Below are 18,525 nucleotides of genomic sequence, written 5' to 3' on the forward strand. Positions count from 1 at the left end.
CGGGGTGTGCGCCGGGGCGCCCTTCTTGCGTTTGCCTGGCCCCCTACCCATCTGCGCCCGGCTTATCAGGCCTTTTCCTGCCGGGAAAAACCGATTAGACAGCGCCCAACAATCAAAGATGCGGACAGATTCCGCCCGCAACCGAAGGAAGAGCCTCTTGTCCACCACGTTCGAGAAAGTCGCCAAGATCATTGCCGACACCAGCGAGATCGATATCGACACCATCACGCCCGAGAGCCACACCATCGACGATCTCGGCATCGACAGCCTCGATTTCCTCGACATCGTGTTCGCCATCGACAAGGAATTCGGCATCAAGGTGCCGCTGGAGAAGTGGACGCAGGAAGTCAATGACGGCAAGGCTTCGACCGACGACTACTTCGTCATGAAGAACCTCTGCGCCAAGATCGACGCGCTGGTCGCGGCCAAGAACGCCTGAGGCAGTCGGGCGCACCTTGACGCGCCCGGCCTGCTGACCCAAAACAGCCGCCCATGAGCAGCCCGCACGACGTCGTCATCACCGGCATAGGCCTTGTCTCCTCGCTTGGAGAGGGTCCGGACGCGCATTGGCAAAAGCTGACCCAGCCCGGCCTGGAGCCGGTGCTGGAGGCGACGCGCTTCGCGCCCTATACCATCCATCCGCTACCCGAGATCGACTGGAACCTGCAGATCGCCAAGCGCGGCGACCAGCGCCAGATGGAGACCTGGCAGCGGCTCGGCACCTATGTCGCCGGCCTTGCGCTGGACGATGCCGGCATCAAGGGCAATGACGAGCTTTGCGCCACCATGGACATGGTGGTGGCGGCCGGCGGCGGCGAGCGCGACGAGGCGGTCGACGCCGCGATCCTCGCCGCTTCCGAGGCCCGCAACGACCGCGACGTGCTGCTCAACGAAAAACTGACCACGGAATTGCGGCCGACGCTGTTTTTGGCGCAGCTTTCCAACCTGCTCGCCGGCAACATCTCGATCGTCCACAAGGTCACCGGTTCCTCGCGCACCTTCATGGGCGAGGAAGGCGCGGGCGTCTCGGCCGTCGAGACCGCCGCCGCGCGCATCCGCTCGGGGCAGTCGACCCACGTGCTGGTCGGCGGCGCCTTCCAGACCGAACATTCCGACATGCTGCTCGGCTACGAGCTTGCCGGCTATCTGCATCGCGGCCCGTGGAAGCCGGTCTGGCAAAGGCAGGGCGGCGAAGGCGGCGGCGTGGTGACCGGTTCGGGCGGCGCCTTTCTGGTCCTCGAGCAGCGAGAGCACGCGCAAAGCCGCGGCCGCAAGATCTACGCTGAACTCGGCCCCGTGGCCTCCGGCCGCGCCCGGCGCCGGCGCGGCGAGTTGAACGCCGAGATCGCCACGCTGCTGAAGCAGGCAGCGTTGCCGAGCGGCGAGTTGCTGACGATTTCCGGCGCCTCGGGCGCCCATGCCGCGACGGCGGCGGAAAAGGCCGCGCTCGATGCCAACCCGGCCCTGGCCGTGCGCGCCTTCTCGACGTTGACCGGCCATATGAAGGAGGCGCAGTTCCCGTTCGCCGTGGCGCTGGCGGCATTGGCCGTCGATCGCAAGGCCGCCTATCCTGTCTTCGATGCCACAGTGGAGCGGGCTTTTGCAGGCGCCCCGACTTCCGTCCTTGCAACGGCGATCGGCTATCACCAATTCGAGGGCCTCGGGCTGGTTAAAGCCGCTTAGAAAGAGATAAAGCATGGCCAATCTCCGCGACCACATGGGCAGGCCGATCGTCGCCGTGACCGGCATCGGTGTCGTCACCTCGCTCGGCGTCGGCAAAAAGGACAATTGGGCAGCGCTGACCTCCGGCAAGTCGGGCATCCATCCGATCACCCGCTTTCCGGTCGATCACTTGAACACCCGCATCTCCGGCATGGTCGACTTCTTGCCGTCGAGCACGCAGGGCGCCAGCCCCCTTACCTATGAGCTGGCCGAGACGGCCGCGCAGGAAGCGGTGTCTGAGGCAGGCCTCGATTCGAGCGACTTCGGCGGTCCGTTGTTCCTGGCCTCGCCGCCGGTCGAGCTCGACTGGGCCGACCGCTTCTCGCTCTATAACTCCGACAACAAGGACGCCGGCGCCGAGCGGCTGCTGCGCGTGGCCCGTGCGCTGAAGGAGCTCGACGTTTTCGAGACCACGCAGTTCGGTTCGATCGCCGATCGTCTCGCCGACCGCTTCGGCACGCGCGGCCTGCCGATCACGCTCTCGACCGCCTGTGCCTCCGGCGCCACCGCCATCCAGCTCGGCGTCGAGGCGATCCGCCGCGGCGAATGCGACAAGGCGCTGTCGATCGGCGCCGACGGCTCGGCGACCGCCGAAGCGCTGATCCGCTTCTCGCTGCTTTCGGCGCTGTCGACCCACAACGACATTCCGGAAAAGGCATCAAAGCCGTTCTCCAAGGACCGCGATGGTTTCGTCCTCGCCGAAGGCTCCGGCGCGCTGGTGCTGGAATCGCTGGAGGCGGCCCTTGCCCGCGGCGCCACCGTCCTCGGCATCCTGCGCGGCTGTGGCGAAAAGGCCGACGATTTCCACCGCACCCGCTCCAAGCCCGACGGCTCGCCGGCGATCGCCGCCGTGCGCGCCGCCCTTGCCGATGCGGGCCTCGGCGAAGACGAGATCGATTACGTCAACGCCCACGGCACCTCGACGCCGGAAAACGACAAGATGGAGCATCTGTCGCTGTCGACCGTTTTCGGCGAGCGCATCGGCTCGATGCCGATCTCGTCCAACAAGTCGATGATCGGCCACACGCTGTCGGCCGCCGGCGCCGTAGAGGCCGCGTTCTCGCTGCTGACCATGCGCGAAAGCGTCATTCCGCCGACCATCAACTACGACAATCCCGATCCGGCGATCGTGCTCGACGTGGTGCCGAACAAGAAGCGCAATGCAGAGGTCGGCACGGTTTTGTCGAACTCCTTCGGCTTCGGCGGCCAGAACACTTGCCTTGTCATGGCGCGGGAACCGGTCTAAGCGACCTTTTTCAGCCCCACTGAACCGACAGGCCCAATGCGCGCATTGCAACTTATCGAGGACCGCCGTCTTGAAACGGTGGACCTGCCGCCTCCCCCGCCGCCTTCGCTCGGCGAAGTGACGCTCCGCATCAAGGCGGTGGCGCTCAACCACATCGATGTCTGGGGCTGGCGCGGAATGGCCTTCGCCAAGCGCAAGCTGCCGCTGGTCGTCGGCGCCGAAGCCTCCGGCGAGGTCGAGACCGTCGGACCCGGCGTCTCCAACCTCTTGCCCGGACAATTGGTGTCTATCTATGGCGCCCGTACCTGCGGGCTTTGCCGGGCCTGCCGCGAGGGCCGCGACAATCTTTGCGAGCACGTCTCCGGCGTCCACGGTTTCCATCTCGATGGTTTCGCGCAGGAGAAGATCAACCTGCCGGCCCGCCTTCTGGTGCCGGCCCCGCCCGGCGTCTCCGAAATCGGCGCCGCCGTGGCGCCCGTCACCTTCGGCACCGTCGAGCACATGCTCTTCGACAATGCCAAGCTGGAACCCGGCGAGACCATCCTCGTCCATGCCGGCGGCTCCGGCATCGGCACCGCCGCGATCCAGCTAGCCAAGAAGATGGGTTGCACCGTCATCACCACGGTCGGCTCCAACGACAAGATCGACAAGGCCAAGGCGCTCGGCGCCGACCATGTCATCAACTACCGCGAGGACCGTTTCGAAGGCGTCGTGCGCAAGCTGACCAAGAAAAAGGGCGTCGACGTCGTCTTCGAGCATGTCGGCGCCGACACGTTCGCCGGCTCGATGCTGTGCCTGAAGCGCGGCGGCCGGCTCGTCACCTGCGGCTCGACCTCCGGCGTGTCGACGCAGGTCAATCTGATGCAGCTTTTCCAGCAGCAGTTGAAGCTGCTCGGCTCCTTCGGCTGCCGCATGGAGAACATGGCCGATGCCATGCAGAAGATGGCGGCCGGCCTCGTCGCTCCGGTGATCGATACCGAGGTGGGTTTCGACGACATCGATGCCGCGCTGAAGCGCATGGAAGGCCGCGACGTCTTCGGCAAGATCATCCTGCGCGTTTCCTGAGCAATTCCGGGAAAAGCGGATGGTCGGCAAGGTGTTCAAGAAAGCCCGCCGGGACTTCATGTTCCGCTACGGCCGGCGGCTGCGCCAGATGGAGCACTGGCTGGTCGCCAAGCTGGCCATCGTGCTGCTCTCGCTGCTGCGCCTTCTGCCGGCGGATAGCGCGCTGAACTTTGCCGACCGCGTCGCCCGCCGCGTCGGCCCGAAGGTCGGGCGCCACCGCGTGGCGGTCGACAATCTGCGCCTGGCCTACCCTGAAAAGAGCGACGCCGAGATCGAGGCCATCGCGCTCGACATGTGGGGCAACATGGCCCGCCTCGCCGCCGAATACATCTTCCTCGATGCGCTTTTCGACTTCGACCCGAACGCGGCCAAGCCCGGCCGGGTCGAGGTGCGCGGTATCGAGCATTTCGTCGAGATCGCCGGCGAGAAGAAGCCGCATATCCTGTTCACCGGCCATCTCGGCAATTTCGAGCTGCTGCCCGTGGCCGCCGCCACCTTCGGCATGCAGATCACCGCGTTGTTTCGCCCGCCCAACAATCCCTATCTTGCCGACTACATCCACTCGACGCGCCGTTCCTCGATGGGCGGGCTGCTGCCCTCCTCCACCGGCGCATCCTTCGCACTGGCCGCCATCCTGGAAAACGGCGGCAATATCGGAGTGCTGGTCGACCAGAAATTCACCGGCGGCGTCGAGACGAATTTCTTCGGCCGTCTTTGCCAGAGCAATCCCGTGCTCGGCATGCTGGCGCGGCACTATGATTGCGACGTCTATCCCGCGCGCTGCGTCAGGCTGCCCGGCAACCGCTTCCGCCTGGAAATCGAGGACAAGCTTACTTTACCTCGCACCGAGGGTGGCAGCGTCGACGTCGAAGCCACCACCCAACTTCTCGCCGACGTCGTCGAGCGCTGGGTGCGCGAGGACCCCGGACAGTGGATGTGGTTCCACAAGCGCTGGGAAATCAGCGGCCGTCGCCGCCGCAAGCGCGGCCAGGCGAAACAAACCAGCCAGGACGCTCAATAGGGCCTTATGCATGTCTCCCAAAAGTGATCTCGGTTTTGGGGAGAACGACATGCATAAAAACAAGGACCTGAAGCGCGTCGCCTGACCCCGTTTCAACGCGACGCGCTGTAGTGGATCGCGCTCAGGAAATACGCGGTGCTCGCCTCCAAAAAGAAGGCCGCGAAGATTGGTCTCCGCGGCCTCGATTATTGGAATGTTGCGCGTCGATCTCAGAAGAGCGGCACCCCAAAATTCGGGCGATAGGTGTCCATCGTGGCGCCGCTGCGATCCTGGGAAAGCAAGGTATCCGAGCCGAAGCTGGCACTTAAGCCGACGACATATTTATGGACGTTCACGCTACCCGACGCCTCGGATATCGTCAGGTGATCCCATTGGTAGCGGCCAAACACGGACCAGGGCGTGCCCGCGAACCTGTATGTCGCCTGCAAGGCGCCGGTGACGGTGTCGAGATGTCCGCCTGTTGCCGACAGCCTGGAGAAGCCAAGCTCGCCATCAAAGCGAAGATTGTCCTGGGCAAAGAAGCGCACCACGCCGCGGCCGCCCCAATTGTCGAAATGCTCGGACTCGCCACTGGCCCGCAACTGGCCGTAGTAAACCTGACCGTAAACGGTCACGTTGCCGAAATAGGCCTGAGCTTCCGGGCCGATGGAAAAGCTGTAGAGGTTCGCGTCACTTAGGCCTTCGTCGCCGCCATATCCGTTAAGCGTGGCAAACCCGCCAAGCGCATAAGAGCTCGGATCGCGCCAGTAGGCATGCACGGCTCCGCCATAGCTGTAGATATTTGTGCCCTGCACCCAAAGCGAATCGACGACAGCATCGGTCTGGATGTTCCAGCGGGCGTCGATCGGGAAATTGACGCGAACGGCACCGCCAGCTCCGGTGCCGGTCTCATGATCGCCGGGGACTGAAAAATAGAGACCGCCGAGATAAAGCTCGCCATAGCCAGAGATATGCGGCTGTGCGAGTTCCTGATCCAGAATGACCGGCGCGTCGGCAGCGAAAGCCGATGTCGCTGTTGCGGCGAGCGCGGCGCCTAGAAAAAGTCGGTACATTTTTAATCCCCAAGCCATTGCACTAAACAACTCGCACTTAACATTGCAGCACCGGACAAACCAGCCTTTGTCGAGGTCCGGCAGGCCTAAGCCGTTGTTTTTCAGAGCTTGTGAGGTTTTGCTGCAACGCTCGACACGTTGCGCAGGCGGACAGCGCCACCTGCGCCTTCCTGATCACCGATCCTACCGGAGCTCAGTCGGTCACGACGATCCGCGTGTTTCCGTAGCCGGCTTCCTTGACCATCGAATAGAAGGTCGCGGCGTTGGCGGTGTGCAGGCGCACGCAGCCATGCGAGGCCGGACGTCCGAGATATTTCACCGCGCCGGTGCCATGGATGGCATAGCCACCCCGGAAAAACACCGAATAAGGCATCGGCGAATTGTCGTATTTGCGCGAATACCACATCCGCGCCGTCCATTGCGGCCGGTAGCTGCCGCGCGGCGTGAAGTAGCCTTTGCGCGCGGTCGAGACGCTCCAGCGGTAGAGCACCTGGCCGTATTGGCTGACGGTCATGGTCTGCGTGGAGACGTCGATATTGGCGACCAGCGTGGCCGCCCTGCTTGCGAGAGATGTGCCGAGCAGCGTGGTTGCCAGCACGGCTGCCATGAGAACGATTTTTTTCATGCGATCAAACCCCTTTGATTGCCCCTGCCATTCGCGCGGTTTTTCCATCTTTCTGTCGGCAGATGCGTTAAGTACCACACACTCCTTGACAATTTCGCCAATCCAATGCCGCGAATTTGAACGATTTTCCCGCCATAGTTGCCACTGCAACACGCGCCATCTGGAAGTATAGGCGCGGCATTGGGCCATGGACGTATGGCCGGTTGGCAATCAGCGAGAGGCTGCTTGCAAAACCCTCGCGTTGCTTCTTCAATCCGCCGAATGAATGAAAGCCTCCTCAAGGCGGTCGATGACCGGGTCGACGACCTGGTCCAGCTCACCGCCGACCTGATCCGCTTCCCGACCGTCAACCCGCCAGGCGAGGCCTATGGGCCTTGCGCCGAATTTGTCGGCGAGCGGCTGAGGAAGCTTGGCTTCGAGACCGAACTGATCCGCGCCGAAGGCACGCCGGGCGACACCGACCGCTACCCGCGCATCAATGTCGTCGCGCGCCGTGAAGGCCGTTCGCCGGGACCTTGCGTGCATTTCAATTCGCATATCGACGTGGTCGAGGCCGGCGAAGGCTGGACCGTCGATCCCTTTGCCGGCGTGGTCAAGGATGGCCGCGTCTATGGCCGCGGCGCTTGCGACATGAAGGGCGGGCTGGCGGCCTCGATCATCGCCGTGGAGGCTTTCATGGCGGCCTATCCCGACTTCCCCGGCGCCATCGAGATTTCCGGCACGGCGGACGAGGAATCCGGCGGTTTCGGCGGCGTCGCCCATCTGGCCCGGCTCGGCTATTTCTCCAAGCCGAGGGTCGACCACGTGATCATTCCGGAGCCGCTCAACAAGGACCGCATCTGCCTTGGCCATCGCGGCGTCTGGTGGGCGGAGATCGAGACCAAGGGCGAGATCGCGCATGGCTCGATGCCCTTCCTCGGAGACAATGCGGTGCGCCACATGGGCGCCGTGCTGCAGACCTTCGAGGATGAGCTCTTCCCGGCGCTCGACCGCAAGATGACGCGCATGCCGGTGGTGCCGGAAGGTGCGCGGCGTTCGACCATGAACATCAATTCCATCCATGGCGGCCAGACCGAGGATTTCCGGCCGGGCCTGCCCTCGCCCAACGTGCCGGATTCCTGCCGGCTGACCATCGACCGCCGCTTCCTGCTGGAAGAGGATATCGGCGCCGTCAAGGGCGAGGTCACATCGATCTTGGAGCGGCTGAAACGCGAGCGCAAAAAATTCGACTACGAGATCCGCGACCTGATGGAGGTGCTGCCGCTGATGACCGAGCGCGACGCGCCGGTGGTCAAGGCCGTCGCCAAGGGCATCATGGAGGTATTCGACCGTGAGCCTGACTATGTCATTTCGCCCGGCACCTACGACCAGAAGCATATCGCGCGCATCGGCCATCTCTATGACTGCATCGCCTACGGCCCGGGCATTCTCGATCTGGCGCACCGGCCCGACGAATGGGTCGGCATCGCCGACATGGTGGAATCGGCCAAGGTGATGGCGATCGGCCTCAACGTGCTTTTGAGAGGAACGACGGACTGAGCGGATCGACCGTGGGAAAAACATTTCCCCCGGCGCGCCAAGCCAGCACGAAACGCAATTTACTCGCGTGCAAAATCACGCTTCTATCCGCCACGCCTAGCTGAGTTGAGCAATGGGAGTTCAGCGATGAAACTGTGGAAGACCATCCTGGCCGCGAGCGTTCTGTCGCTTGCCGCCGCCACCTCGGCCTTTGCCGCGCGCACCGATCTCACGCTCGGCATCGTGCTCGAGCCGCCGCATCTCGATCCGACCGCCGGTGCGGCCGCGGCCATCGGCGAAATCACCTATGCCAATGTCTTCGAAGGGCTGACACGCATCGACGACAACGGCCAGGTTCAGCCTGGTCTCGCCGAGAGCTGGGCCGTATCCGACGACGGTAAGGTCTACACGTTCAAGCTGCATTCCGGCGTGAAGTTCCACGACGGCTCGGCCTTCAGCGCCGACGACGTGAAATTCTCGCTGGACCGGGCGCGCGCCAAGGATTCGCTCAATCCGCAAAAGCCGCTCTTTGCGCATATCACCGATGTCACGGCGGTCGATCCGGCGACGGTGAAGGTCACGCTCGACGGTCCGCAGGGCGATTTCCTCTATGACATGGGCCAGGTTGCGGCGGTGATCGTGGGCAAGGCATCGGCCGACGGCAACAAGGACAAGCCGATAGGCACCGGTCCGTTCAAGCTCGATCACTGGGCCAAGGGGTCCGAGATCACGCTCGTCAAGAACCAGGATTACTGGGGGACACAAGCCGCGCTCGACAAGGCAACATTCCGCATCGTTCCCGACGCCGCCGCGGCTGTGCCCGCCCTGCTCTCGGGCGACATACAGGCCTTCGCCAACATGCCGGCGCAGGACGCGCTTGCCCAGGTCCAGTCCGATCCGCGCTTCACCGTCGTGATCGGCGCGACCGAGGGCGAGACGATCCTGTCGATCAACAACAAGAAGCCGCCCTTCGACAAGCTGGCGGTGCGGCAGGCCCTCGCTTCGGCGATCGATCGCAGTGCCATCATCGAGGCAGCCTCGAACGGTCTTGGAAAGCCCATCGGCTCTCATTTCTCGCCTGGCGATGCGGGTTATGTCGACCTGACCGGCGTCTATCCGCACGACATCGCCAAGGCCAAGGCGTATCTGAAGGAAGCGGGGCTGGAGAACGGCTTCTCGGCCACGCTGAAGCTGCCGCCCGTGCCCTACGCGCGCGACGGCGGCCAGGTTATCCAATCCGAGCTGAAGGAAATCGGGGTCGACCTGCAGATCATTCCGGTCGAATGGGCGGAGTGGCTGAGCCAGGTCTTCACCAACAAGGACTACGACCTGACGATCGTTTCCCATGTCGAGCCGAACGACATCGATATCTATTCGCGGCCCGACTACTATTTCCAGTACGAGAATCCGAAATTCAACGACGTCATCAAGGAGCTCGGCAGCACGGTCGACAAGGACAAGAGGCTGGAGCTGCTGGGCGAAGCGCAGAAGATCCTCGCGCACGACGTTCCCGCCGTCTACCTGTTCGAGCTGCCGAAGATCGGCGTCTGGGACGCCAAGCTGCAGGGCATGTGGACGAACTGGCCGATAGAGGCGGATGACCTGACCAAGGTGAAGTGGACGGACTGAGGCCGGCGCGATCGGCCGATCGCCTCCCATGACCGCCTACCTCCTGAAACGCCTGATCATAGCGGCCCTCACTTTGGTGCTGGCCTCGATGGTGGTGTTCGCGGTGATGGAAATCCTGCCCGGCGATCCCGCGCGCCTGATGCTTGGCCTCAATGCCAGCGCCGATCAGGTCGAGGTGCTGCGCAACCAGATGGGGCTGAATGCGCCGCTTGTGCTGCGCTATCTGCACTGGGCAGGCGGGCTGCTCAGCCTCGATTTCGGCCGCTCCTATACCTATTCGGTGCCAGTCATCGATCTGGTGCGCGAAAGGGTGGCTGTGTCCCTGCCGCTGGCGCTGATTGCGCTCGCGCTGTCGACGATCATCGCCATTCCGGTCGGCGTCTTTTCCGCCAGCCGGCAAGGCCGCGCCGGCGACACGCTCACCATGGGCGCGGCACAGCTCGGCGTCGCCGTGCCGAATTTCTGGTTCGCGCTGATGCTGATCTATCTCTTTGCCGTCTGGCTCAGACTGGTGCCGGCCGGCGGCTTTCTCGGCTGGAGCGCCGGCATTTGGCCGGCGCTGAAATCCCTGATCTTGCCGGCGGTCGCGCTTGCCCTGCCGCAGGCGGCGATCCTCGCACGCGTCGCGCGCTCGGCACTGATCGAGGTGCTGAACGAGGATTACATCCGCACCGCCCGCGCCAAGGGCCTGCCCTATCGCACAGTGCTTTGGCGCCATGCGCTGCGCAACGCCATGATCCCGGTTCTCACCATCCTCGGCCTGCAATTCGCCTTCCTGCTTGCCGGCACCATCATCATCGAAAACGTCTTCTACCTGCCCGGCCTCGGCCGGCTGGTGTTCCAGGCGATCACGCAGCGCGACCTCATCGTCGTCGAGGGCGTGGTCATGCTGCTGGTCGCCGCCGTCATCCTCATCAACCTCCTCGTCGATTTCTCCTACGCCATCGTCGATCCGCGCCTCAGAGGCCGGCAATGACGGCGCGTATTTACCTCCCCGAGGAAACGCTGGCTGGCGTCCTGGCAAAAGCCTTCGGCAACCGATCGTTCCTGATCGGCTTCGCCATCACGCTGCTGGTGGCGGCCATCGCGCTGTTGTCCTTCGCTTGGACGCCCTACGACGTCACCAAACTGGTGATCGCCGACAAGACGCAGCCGCCCTCTTGGGCGCACTGGTTCGGCACCGACCATTTCGGCCGCGACATCCTGTCGATGATCATGGTCGGTGCTCGCAACTCGATCGCGGTTGCGCTGGTCGCGGTCGGCATCGGCATGGGGATTGGCGTGCCGCTCGGCACCTTCGCCGCGGCGCGCGGCGGACTGGCCGACGAGGCGCTGATGCGCCTCAACGACCTCGTCTTCGCCTTCCCGGCGCTGCTGTCGGCGATCATGATCACCGCGATCTTCGGCCCCGGCGCCGTCAACGCCATCATCGCCATCGGCATCTTCAACATCCCGGTTTTCGCGCGTGTCGCCCGCGCCGGCGCGCTGGCCATCTGGCCGCGCGAATTCATCCTCGCCGCGCGCGCCGCCGGCAAGGGCGCCACGCAGATCACCGTCGAGCACGTCCTGCCCAACATCGCGACGCTGCTCCTGGTCCAGGGCACGATCCAGTTCGCGCTCGGCATCCTCGCCGAAGCCGGGCTTTCCTATGTGGGCTTGGGCGCGCAGCCGCCGATGCCGAGCTGGGGTCGTATGCTGTTCGACGCCCAGACCCGGATGGTGACGGCGCCCTGGATGGCGATCTTTCCCGGCATGGCGATCGTCATCACCGTGCTGGGCCTCAACCTGCTCGGCGATGGCATCGCCGACATCCTCGACCCGAAATCGCGGCGGCGCCGATGACCCTGCTCGAGATCGAGAACCTGTCGCTGACGATCGGCGCCACGCCGATCCTGAAAGACGTCGATCTGACAATCGCGCCCGGCGAAGTCGTCGGCCTGGTCGGCGAATCAGGGTCGGGCAAATCGATGACGGCGCTCACCATCATGCAGTTGCTGCCGCATCTTGCGCGCGCCGAAGGCCGTGTCGCCTTCGACGGCATCGACATCCTCGCCGCCACCGAGGACCAGATGTGCGCGCTACGCGGCGACGACATCGGCATGGTGTTCCAGGAGCCGATGACGGCGCTCAATCCTGTGAAGACCATCGGCGAACAGGTTGCCGAAGGCATCCGCTGGCACACCAAGGCGAGCCGCGCCGAAGCCGAAGACCGTGCGCGGAAGATTCTCGACCGGGTCGGTTTGCCGGAGACAAAATTCCCGCTGTCGCGCTACCCGCATGAACTGTCCGGCGGCCAGCGCCAGCGCGTCGTCATCGCCATTGCCTGCGCGCTGAAGCCGAAGCTTTTGATTGCCGACGAGCCGACGACGGCGCTCGACGTGGTGCTGCAGGCGCAGATCCTTGACCTCTTGCGCGACCTCGTCCGCGAGAACCGCATGGGCCTGCTGCTCATCTCGCACGACCTCGCCGTCGTCACCGAGATGGCCGACCGACTGACCATCCTGCGCCGCGGCGAGGTGACGGAGGCCGGCGACACCGCCCGCACCTTGTCCGAACAGCTGCACCCCTACACGCGCGAGCTGGCGCTGGCCTCCATGCATGTGCCGGCACGCCCGAAAATTCACCAGGCGGGCTCGGCCAAGCCGCTGCTCGAGGTCGAAGGCGTCAGCCGCGACTATCCGGGACGGCGCACATCCCTGTTCCGGCGGGCGCCGCCGGTCCGCGCCGTCGACAATGTTTCGCTCGCCATCGAGCCTGCGCAATCGGTGGCGCTGGTCGGCCGATCCGGTTGCGGCAAGTCCACGCTCGCCCGCATGATCCTGGCGCTGGATAGGCCGACGGCCGGCGCGATTCGCTTCCGCGGCGAGACCGTCACCGGCAAGGCGGAGGCTGAGCTGAAACCGGCGCGGCGCGACATGCAGGTGGTTTTCCAGGATCCCTATGGCTCGTTCGATCCGCGCCAGAAGGTGGAGAAGCTGGTCGCTGAGCCGCTGCATCTCCTTGAGAAACAGCCGACCCGGACCGAGCGCCGGGACATGGTCGCGCATGCGCTGCAGGAAGTCGGCCTAGGGCCGCGCGACATGGACAAATACCCGCATGAATTCTCCGGCGGCCAGCGACAGCGCCTGTCGATTGCGCGGGCCATCATCACGCGGCCGAAACTTGTCGTCGCCGACGAGCCGGTCTCGGCGCTGGATGTCTCGATCCGCGCCCAGATCCTCGACCTTTTCGCCGAGCTCAACCAGAAGCTCGGCATCGCCTATCTGTTCATCACCCACGACCTGACGGTCGCCCGCGCCATGGGCGACGAGGTGCTGGTGATGCATGAGGGGCGGATCGTCGAGCGCGGCAAGGCGAGCGAGGTGCTCGATCATCCCCAATCGGAAGCGGCCAAGGCGCTCGTCTCGGCAGCGCCCGATCTGCACCGCGCCATCGCGCGGCGCATGCAGGAACAGGGGTGATAAACCTGTTCGCCCTATTCAGCCTTCGGGCTTCACCGCGTCGACAGGGCTGATGTCCAGCAAGTCGAGCGTGCGGCGCAAGAGCCGGATCTCGTTCTCGGCCAGCTTGGAATCCGCCTTGGCGATCTCGGCCATATGATAGGCAAGCAGCTTGCGGCGCTCGACATCGAGGTCGCGAAACAGCGCGATCGCCTGCGAGCCGTTTGTCTCGTAGCCATAGTCGTTGAGATATTCGATGACGCTGTCGATGCTGCTCTCGGGGATGCCGAAGGCTTCCTTGCAGATGCGCCGGAAGACGACCATCTCGCTCTCCGAGACCGAGCCGTCGGCCAGGATCATGCGGAACAGCATCAGGAGTTCCGCCGACAGCACCGGATCGTCCGCTACCTTGCGCACGCCCGGATCTCCATCGAAGATCGAGCGTATCTGATCGAGCAGCGCCATTGCCATCGGCTTCCCCTTCGCGATTCCGTGAGATTGTTAGCTCGGATTCGCCCTTGCGCAAACAGGGCCAGCGTGGTGGAAGCTCCAGTTTCCTTCCAAACCGCCCCTCCCTGATGATCGACCTTACCCTGCAGACTGTCCTTATCCTCGTCGGCGCCGCTTTTGCCGCGGGCTTTGTCGATTCGATCGCCGGCGGCGGCGGACTGATCACCATCCCGGCCCTGCTTATCGCCGGCTTCTCGCCGGTGGCAGCGCTTGGCACTAACAAATTGCAGGGCATGTTCGGCTCCGGCTCCGCCACCATCCATTACGCGGCGAACGGCCAGGTCGACCTGCGCCACCAACTGCCGTCCGCCGCCCTGGCGCTTGCCGGCGGCGCGATCGGCGCGCTGCTGGCGACGGTCGTGCCCGGCGATGTGCTGCGCGCCATCCTGCCGCTGCTCCTGATCGCGATCGCGCTCTACTTCGCCCTGAAACCCAACATGGACGACGTCGACCGCGCCGAGCGGCTGTCGCCTTTCCTGTTCGGATTGATCATCCCGCCGCTGGTCGGATTCTATGACGGTGTCTTCGGACCCGGCGCCGGCTCTTTCTACATGCTCGCCTTCGTCACCCTCGCAGGCTATGGCGTGCTCAAGGCGACCGCCCACACCAAGCTGCTCAACTTCGCCTCCAACATCGGCGGCTTCATCGTTTTCGCCGCCGTCGGCGTCATCGACTGGAAGATCGGCCTGATGATGGGCGTGGCGCAATTCCTCGGCGCCCGCGTCGGCTCGGGCCTTGCCATCAGGATCGGCGCCAAGCTGATCAAGCCGCTGCTGGTCGTCGTTTGCCTGGCGCTGGCGGTCAAGCTGCTCGCCGACCCGGCCAACCCCTTGCGCCAGCTGATTGGTGTGTGAACGCATCTCCTGCTAGACTTGGCCCATGTCCGACGAGACCGAGCGCCATCGACAGGACAATCGCTCACCCGCCCTCCATTTCGAGATGGTCCGGCGCAAGCCCGCGGCTGCGCTGGCCGGCGTCGTCACCGATATCTGCGGCTATCGCGAAATCTGGCCCGGCCATTTCCGCATCGTCGAATATGCCTCGCTGACCGTGCCGCTGGTGATCAGCTTCGCCGACGCCTTTGCCATCGGTCTCGGCCGCGCTCCGGGCGACAATGACCGCTACGCCAGCTTCGCCGCCGGGCTCTACGCCGGCCCAGTGATGATCGAATCCTTCGGCGGTTGCTGTTGCGTCCAAGTGAACTTGACTCCGCTCGGCGCCAGGCGGTTCTTCGGCTTGCCGATGAGCGAACTGCGGGACCGGATGGTCGGCCTCGACGATGCGCTGGGCTTTGAAGGCGTGGCCCTGCGCGAGCGACTGGGCGATGCGCGGGATTGGGACAGCCGCTTCGACATCGCAGAAGGCTTTGTTGCCGGCCGGCTCGCGGAAGCCAACGGGCTGTCGCCCGAGATCGCCTGGGCCTATCGCACGGTCATCGCCTCGGGCGGACGCACGCGCATCTCGGCGCTCGCCGGCGAGATCGGCTGGAGCCGCAAGCATCTGGCGCAAAGATTTTCAGACGCGATCGGCATCGGCCCGAAAACGCTGTCGCGCATCGTGCGCTTCAACCGCGCGCTCTCCCTGTCCAAGCGGCAAGACGACAATTGGGCCGGCATCGCCGCCGATTGCGGCTATGCCGACCAGGCGCATCTGGTGCGCGAGTTCCGCCAGCTCGCCGGCGAAACGCCGACGGCGCTTGCCGCTTTGATGTAGGCCTCGCGAGGTAACATTTCTTCAAGACGCCGGAACGGCCTTGGTCGAGACTGGGCTCATCGACCGAACAAGGAGGTTCTCATGCCCACGGAAGCACCGCGCATCTACCCGGCCCTGCGCTACAGGAATGCACCCAAGATGATCGACTGGCTCTGCGATGCCTTCGGTTTCGAAGTCCACGCCCGCTATGGCGAGGGCGACGTCATCCATCACGCCGAACTGACCTTCGGTTCCTCGATGATCATGCTGGGCAGTGCCCGCGACGACGACTACGGCAAGATGGTCGGCGATCCAGGCAGCGGCGGCGGCAAGTCGATCTACATCGCCGTCGACGATGCAGACGCCGCTTACGCGCGCGCCAAGAAGGCCGGCGCGACCATCATCCAGGAACTGGTCGACCGCGATTACGGCAGCCGCGAATTCATCTGCCGCGATCCCGAGGGCAATGTCTGGTCGTTCGGCACCTATTGGCCGAAGGCGGGTGAGAAGGCGTAGGTCTTCGCCGGCGCTCGATGTTGGCGAAAGCATCCCAACTTCGTCATCCACGGGCGGAGCGGCAGCGAAGCGGACGCGGAGACCCGAGGATCCATTCCGTGACCTTAATCGGAGGGCGCAGCGGAGCAGAATTCTGCATCGTTGCAACGCCTCAGCGTCACGGAATGGATCCTCGGGTCTGCGCCGCGTCGCTTCGCTCCTTGCTCCGCCCGTGGATGACGACGGGACATACGTTTCGGCCAATCGCCAAGACAGAGGTTCAATCAGGGGAAGCAAAGTCGCCGTCAAAGCGTCTATACCGACCAATCAGCGCGCCAGCCCGAAAATCGCGTCGCAGTCGAGATGCGCTTCCAGTTCAGCCGCCACCTCGTCCAGCGCCTTCTCGACCTCGGCGCGATAGTCGACGCCGCCGCCTTTGACGCCGAGGCTCTCCAGATAGGCGGCGCGAAAAGCGTCGGCGGAAAACAGACCGTGCAGATAGGTGCCGATCACCTTGCCATCGGCGGATACCGCGCCGTCCTCGACGCCGTTGATGATCGCCGAGGGCCGCGCGGTGTCGGGACCGGTGGTGCGGCCGAGATGGATCTCGTAGCCGTCCAGCGGCAGATCGAACTGCACAGAACGAGCGCTTGAATTGCGCACCGTCTTTTCCGGCTCCATCACCGTCTCGATGTCGAGCAGGCCGAGGCCTTCGGTCTCCCGCACGCTGCCCTCGATGCCGTCGGGATCGCGCACCATGCGGCCGAGCATCTGGTAGCCGCCGCAGATGCCGACGACATGGCCGCCGCGCTTGCGGTGGGCGGCGAGATCGCGATCCCAGCCATTCTCGCGGAACTTGATCAGGTCGCCGATGGTCGATTTCGATCCGGGGATGATCACCAGCCCGGCATCCGCAGGCAGCCTCTGGCCTGGCGGCACGAAGACCACCTCGACCTGCGGCTCCGCTTTCAGCGGATCGAGATCGTCGAAATTCGCGATGCGCGCCAGCATCGGCACCGCGACCTTCAGCGCCCGCTTCCCACCGGATGCCAGGCGTTCCAGCACGACCGAATCCTCGGCCGGCAGCCGGGCGGCGGCCTTCAGCCATGGCACGACGCCGAAGCAGCGCCAGCCGGTGAAGTTCTCGATCGCCTTGATGCCGTCGTCGAACAGCGAGACATCGCCGCGGAACTTGTTGATGATGTAGCCTTCGACCATGCGCCGGTCTTCCTCCGGCAGGATCAGATGCGTGCCGGCGACCGAGGCGATGACCCCGCCGCGGTCGATGTCGCCGACCAGCACCACCGGCACGTTGGCGCGCGTAGCGAAACCCATATTGGCGATGTCGCGGCTGCGCAGATTGATCTCGGCCGGCGAGCCGGCGCCCTCGACGATGACTAGGTCGGCGCCCTCGCCGACCTTGGCCCAGGAGTCCAGCACCGCGTCCATCAGCCCGACCTTCATCGCCTGGTAGTCGCGGGCGCGGGCCTCGCCGAAGACCTTGCCCTGCACCACAACCTGTGAGCCGATGTCGCTTTGCGGCTTCAGCAGCACCGGGTTCATATGCACCGTCGGCCTCACGCCACAGGCCAGCGCCTGCAGCCATTGCCCGCGGCCGATCTCGCCGCCGCCCGGCCTTTTGTCACCGGGGATATCGGCGACGGCGGCGTTGTTCGACATGTTCTGCGGCTTGAACGGCCGGACGTTCAGTCCACGCTTTTTGGCGGCACGGCACAGCCCGGCCACCAGCACCGTCTTGCCGACATCCGAACCGGTGCCTTGCAGCATGATCGCTTTGGCCATCGCCTACGCCCTGCCCTGTGCGACGGTGCCGGGAATGGTCGACTTCTGCGCCAGCGGCCCGCCACGCCAGAGATAGAGCGCCATCAGCGGCTCCTTGCCGGTGCGCATGGCGTGGCTGACATTGGACGGATGATGGATCACCTCGCCCGCCGCGCGAACATGAAAACCGCTGTCACCCTTGTGCCATTCCGTACCGCCGGTCAGCGGGATGTAGATTTCCTCGGCAATGTGATGATGGTCGGGATAGACGATTTCGGGTCCGAGAATAAGCAGGCCGCCGGCGACCTCGTCATTGACGAAATGCCCGCGCGCGCCGAACACTTCCAGCCACCCGTATCGGGTCAGGAAGTCCGCGCCGAAATCGGATGCATTGTAGGTCTGGCCCCAGCGCAGGTCGCCGCCATGCGTCGCCACAAAGCGCGCCAGAGGTCCGGCGTCCGGCGGCGCAAGGTCGGCGACACGGTCGAGATAGCGAAGGCAGGAAAGACGATGCGGTTCGAGCGGACGCGCCGGCATCTTCCAGTCGATCCGGGCAACGGCATCTTTGACGAGAGCGTCGCCAAAGCCGGCCAGATAGGCGTGGAACCGGTCCAGCAACTCATCGAAAATTGTCGGCACCGACGGCTCCGTTTATCAATCCGTGCACAGCCGGTCCGCGGGCGGCCGGGTTGCGCGGCGGCATCATTGGTCTAGATTGGGCCGCGCGC

At 64.6% G+C, this 18,525-nt stretch carries 18 protein-coding genes; 13 read left to right on the forward strand and 5 right to left on the reverse strand.

Annotated elements, in window-relative coordinates; all coding sequences use genetic code 11:
- Positions 1-157: 157 nt before the first annotated feature.
- The 5 genes from FJ988_RS29055 to FJ988_RS29075 are packed head-to-tail and all read left to right on the forward strand — an operon-like array spanning position 158 to position 5,054.
- The gene (locus tag FJ988_RS29055; RefSeq protein WP_040981809.1) at positions 158-439 is read left to right on the forward strand and encodes an acyl carrier protein; all 282 of its coding nucleotides are present in this window, start codon (positions 158-160) and stop codon (positions 437-439) included.
- A 53-nt stretch (positions 440-492) separates the two neighbouring features.
- Complete coding sequence (locus FJ988_RS29060; RefSeq protein WP_140822540.1) at positions 493-1,683, forward strand: beta-ketoacyl-ACP synthase; 1,191 nt, start codon at positions 493-495, stop codon at positions 1,681-1,683.
- A 13-nt stretch (positions 1,684-1,696) separates the two neighbouring features.
- Positions 1,697-2,968, forward strand: a complete 1,272-nt coding sequence (locus tag FJ988_RS29065; RefSeq protein WP_140822542.1) for a beta-ketoacyl-ACP synthase — start codon at positions 1,697-1,699, stop codon at positions 2,966-2,968.
- 36 nt (positions 2,969-3,004) lie between these two features.
- On the forward strand, positions 3,005-4,033 hold the full coding sequence (locus FJ988_RS29070; protein WP_140822544.1) for a zinc-binding dehydrogenase: 1,029 nt from the start codon (positions 3,005-3,007) through the stop codon (positions 4,031-4,033).
- Between the two features lie 19 nt (positions 4,034-4,052).
- Entirely contained in the window at positions 4,053-5,054 is a 1,002-nt protein-coding gene (locus tag FJ988_RS29075; RefSeq protein WP_140822546.1) for a lipid A biosynthesis lauroyl acyltransferase, read from the forward strand.
- 209 nt (positions 5,055-5,263) lie between these two features.
- On the opposite strand, the gene FJ988_RS29080 is transcribed toward FJ988_RS29075, so the two are convergent.
- Together FJ988_RS29080 and FJ988_RS29085 are read right to left on the reverse strand one after the other, a co-directional pair.
- Entirely contained in the window at positions 5,264-6,106 is an 843-nt protein-coding gene (locus FJ988_RS29080) for a hypothetical protein (RefSeq protein WP_140822548.1), read from the reverse strand.
- A 193-nt stretch (positions 6,107-6,299) separates the two neighbouring features.
- Positions 6,300-6,731 carry a L,D-transpeptidase gene (locus FJ988_RS29085; RefSeq protein ID WP_140822550.1) on the reverse strand — a complete coding sequence of 144 codons (432 nt, stop codon included), beginning with the start codon at positions 6,729-6,731 and terminating at the stop codon, positions 6,300-6,302.
- A gap of 261 nt (positions 6,732-6,992) precedes the next feature.
- Between FJ988_RS29085 and FJ988_RS29090 the strand changes: the two genes are divergently transcribed.
- The 5 genes from FJ988_RS29090 to FJ988_RS29110 all read left to right on the forward strand — a co-directional run bounded on the left by FJ988_RS29090 (position 6,993) and on the right by FJ988_RS29110 (position 13,339).
- On the forward strand, positions 6,993-8,270 hold the full coding sequence (locus tag FJ988_RS29090; protein ID WP_140822552.1) for an acetylornithine deacetylase/succinyl-diaminopimelate desuccinylase family protein: 1,278 nt from the start codon (positions 6,993-6,995) through the stop codon (positions 8,268-8,270).
- Positions 8,271-8,396: 126 nt separating this feature from the next.
- On the forward strand, positions 8,397-9,878 hold the full coding sequence (locus FJ988_RS29095) for an ABC transporter substrate-binding protein (protein WP_140822553.1): 1,482 nt from the start codon (positions 8,397-8,399) through the stop codon (positions 9,876-9,878).
- 28 nt (positions 9,879-9,906) lie between these two features.
- The gene (locus tag FJ988_RS29100; protein WP_140822555.1) at positions 9,907-10,854 is read left to right on the forward strand and encodes an ABC transporter permease; all 948 of its coding nucleotides are present in this window, start codon (positions 9,907-9,909) and stop codon (positions 10,852-10,854) included.
- Positions 10,851-11,720 carry an ABC transporter permease gene (locus FJ988_RS29105; RefSeq protein WP_140822557.1) on the forward strand — a complete coding sequence of 290 codons (870 nt, stop codon included), beginning with the start codon at positions 10,851-10,853 and terminating at the stop codon, positions 11,718-11,720. The genes FJ988_RS29100 and FJ988_RS29105 overlap by 4 nt, the downstream gene beginning before the upstream one ends.
- Positions 11,717-13,339, forward strand: coding sequence for an ABC transporter ATP-binding protein (locus FJ988_RS29110; RefSeq protein ID WP_140822559.1), 1,623 nt, complete (start codon positions 11,717-11,719; stop codon positions 13,337-13,339). Before FJ988_RS29105 ends, FJ988_RS29110 begins: the two co-directional genes overlap by 4 nt.
- An 18-nt stretch (positions 13,340-13,357) precedes the next feature.
- Here FJ988_RS29110 and FJ988_RS29115 read toward each other — a convergent pair whose 3' ends face one another.
- The gene (locus tag FJ988_RS29115; RefSeq protein WP_140822561.1) at positions 13,358-13,789 is read right to left on the reverse strand and encodes a TerB family tellurite resistance protein; all 432 of its coding nucleotides are present in this window, start codon (positions 13,787-13,789) and stop codon (positions 13,358-13,360) included.
- A 107-nt stretch (positions 13,790-13,896) separates the two neighbouring features.
- On the opposite strand from FJ988_RS29115, the gene FJ988_RS29120 reads away from it, so the two are divergent.
- The 3 genes from FJ988_RS29120 (at position 13,897) to FJ988_RS29130 (ending at position 16,036) form a co-directional block, all read left to right on the forward strand.
- Positions 13,897-14,682, forward strand: a complete 786-nt coding sequence (locus FJ988_RS29120) for a TSUP family transporter (protein ID WP_140822563.1) — start codon at positions 13,897-13,899, stop codon at positions 14,680-14,682.
- Positions 14,683-14,707: 25 nt separating this feature from the next.
- Complete coding sequence (locus FJ988_RS29125; RefSeq protein ID WP_140822565.1) at positions 14,708-15,541, forward strand: AraC family transcriptional regulator; 834 nt, start codon at positions 14,708-14,710, stop codon at positions 15,539-15,541.
- An 81-nt stretch (positions 15,542-15,622) separates the two neighbouring features.
- Positions 15,623-16,036, forward strand: a complete 414-nt coding sequence (locus FJ988_RS29130) for a VOC family protein (protein ID WP_140822566.1) — start codon at positions 15,623-15,625, stop codon at positions 16,034-16,036.
- Positions 16,037-16,342: 306 nt separating this feature from the next.
- Here FJ988_RS29130 and FJ988_RS29135 read toward each other — a convergent pair whose 3' ends face one another.
- Together FJ988_RS29135 and FJ988_RS29140 are read right to left on the reverse strand one after the other, a co-directional pair.
- Complete coding sequence (locus tag FJ988_RS29135; RefSeq protein WP_140822568.1) at positions 16,343-17,818, reverse strand: cobyric acid synthase; 1,476 nt, start codon at positions 17,816-17,818, stop codon at positions 16,343-16,345.
- 3 nt (positions 17,819-17,821) lie between these two features.
- Positions 17,822-18,436, reverse strand: a complete 615-nt coding sequence (locus tag FJ988_RS29140) for a dimethylsulfonioproprionate lyase family protein (RefSeq protein WP_140822570.1) — start codon at positions 18,434-18,436, stop codon at positions 17,822-17,824.
- Positions 18,437-18,525 lie beyond the last annotated feature (89 nt).

The sequence above is a fragment of the Mesorhizobium sp. CU3 genome (genome assembly GCF_006442965.1).
GTDB lineage: Bacteria > Pseudomonadota > Alphaproteobacteria > Rhizobiales > Rhizobiaceae > Mesorhizobium.

Bases quoted from the DNA above. Each gene is read 5' to 3' on its own strand.
- FJ988_RS29065 (WP_140822542.1), top strand. From the start codon at position 1,697: ATGGCCAATCTCCGCGACCACATGGGCAGGCCGATCGTCGCCGTGACC.
- FJ988_RS29135 (WP_140822568.1), bottom strand. From the start codon at position 17,818: ATGGCCAAAGCGATCATGCTGCAAGGCACCGGTTCGGATGTCGGCAAG.
- FJ988_RS29130 (WP_140822566.1), top strand. From the start codon at position 15,623: ATGCCCACGGAAGCACCGCGCATCTACCCGGCCCTGCGCTACAGGAAT.
- FJ988_RS29095 (WP_140822553.1), top strand. From the start codon at position 8,397: ATGAAACTGTGGAAGACCATCCTGGCCGCGAGCGTTCTGTCGCTTGCC.
- FJ988_RS29085 (WP_140822550.1), bottom strand. From the start codon at position 6,731: ATGAAAAAAATCGTTCTCATGGCAGCCGTGCTGGCAACCACGCTGCTC.
- FJ988_RS29100 (WP_140822555.1), top strand. From the start codon at position 9,907: ATGACCGCCTACCTCCTGAAACGCCTGATCATAGCGGCCCTCACTTTG.
- FJ988_RS29110 (WP_140822559.1), top strand. From the start codon at position 11,717: ATGACCCTGCTCGAGATCGAGAACCTGTCGCTGACGATCGGCGCCACG.
- FJ988_RS29075 (WP_140822546.1), top strand. From the start codon at position 4,053: ATGGTCGGCAAGGTGTTCAAGAAAGCCCGCCGGGACTTCATGTTCCGC.
- FJ988_RS29105 (WP_140822557.1), top strand. From the start codon at position 10,851: ATGACGGCGCGTATTTACCTCCCCGAGGAAACGCTGGCTGGCGTCCTG.
- FJ988_RS29070 (WP_140822544.1), top strand. From the start codon at position 3,005: ATGCGCGCATTGCAACTTATCGAGGACCGCCGTCTTGAAACGGTGGAC.
- FJ988_RS29060 (WP_140822540.1), top strand. From the start codon at position 493: ATGAGCAGCCCGCACGACGTCGTCATCACCGGCATAGGCCTTGTCTCC.
- FJ988_RS29125 (WP_140822565.1), top strand. From the start codon at position 14,708: ATGTCCGACGAGACCGAGCGCCATCGACAGGACAATCGCTCACCCGCC.
- FJ988_RS29080 (WP_140822548.1), bottom strand. From the start codon at position 6,106: ATGTACCGACTTTTTCTAGGCGCCGCGCTCGCCGCAACAGCGACATCG.
- FJ988_RS29090 (WP_140822552.1), top strand. From the start codon at position 6,993: ATGAATGAAAGCCTCCTCAAGGCGGTCGATGACCGGGTCGACGACCTG.
- FJ988_RS29115 (WP_140822561.1), bottom strand. From the start codon at position 13,789: ATGGCAATGGCGCTGCTCGATCAGATACGCTCGATCTTCGATGGAGAT.
- FJ988_RS29120 (WP_140822563.1), top strand. From the start codon at position 13,897: ATGATCGACCTTACCCTGCAGACTGTCCTTATCCTCGTCGGCGCCGCT.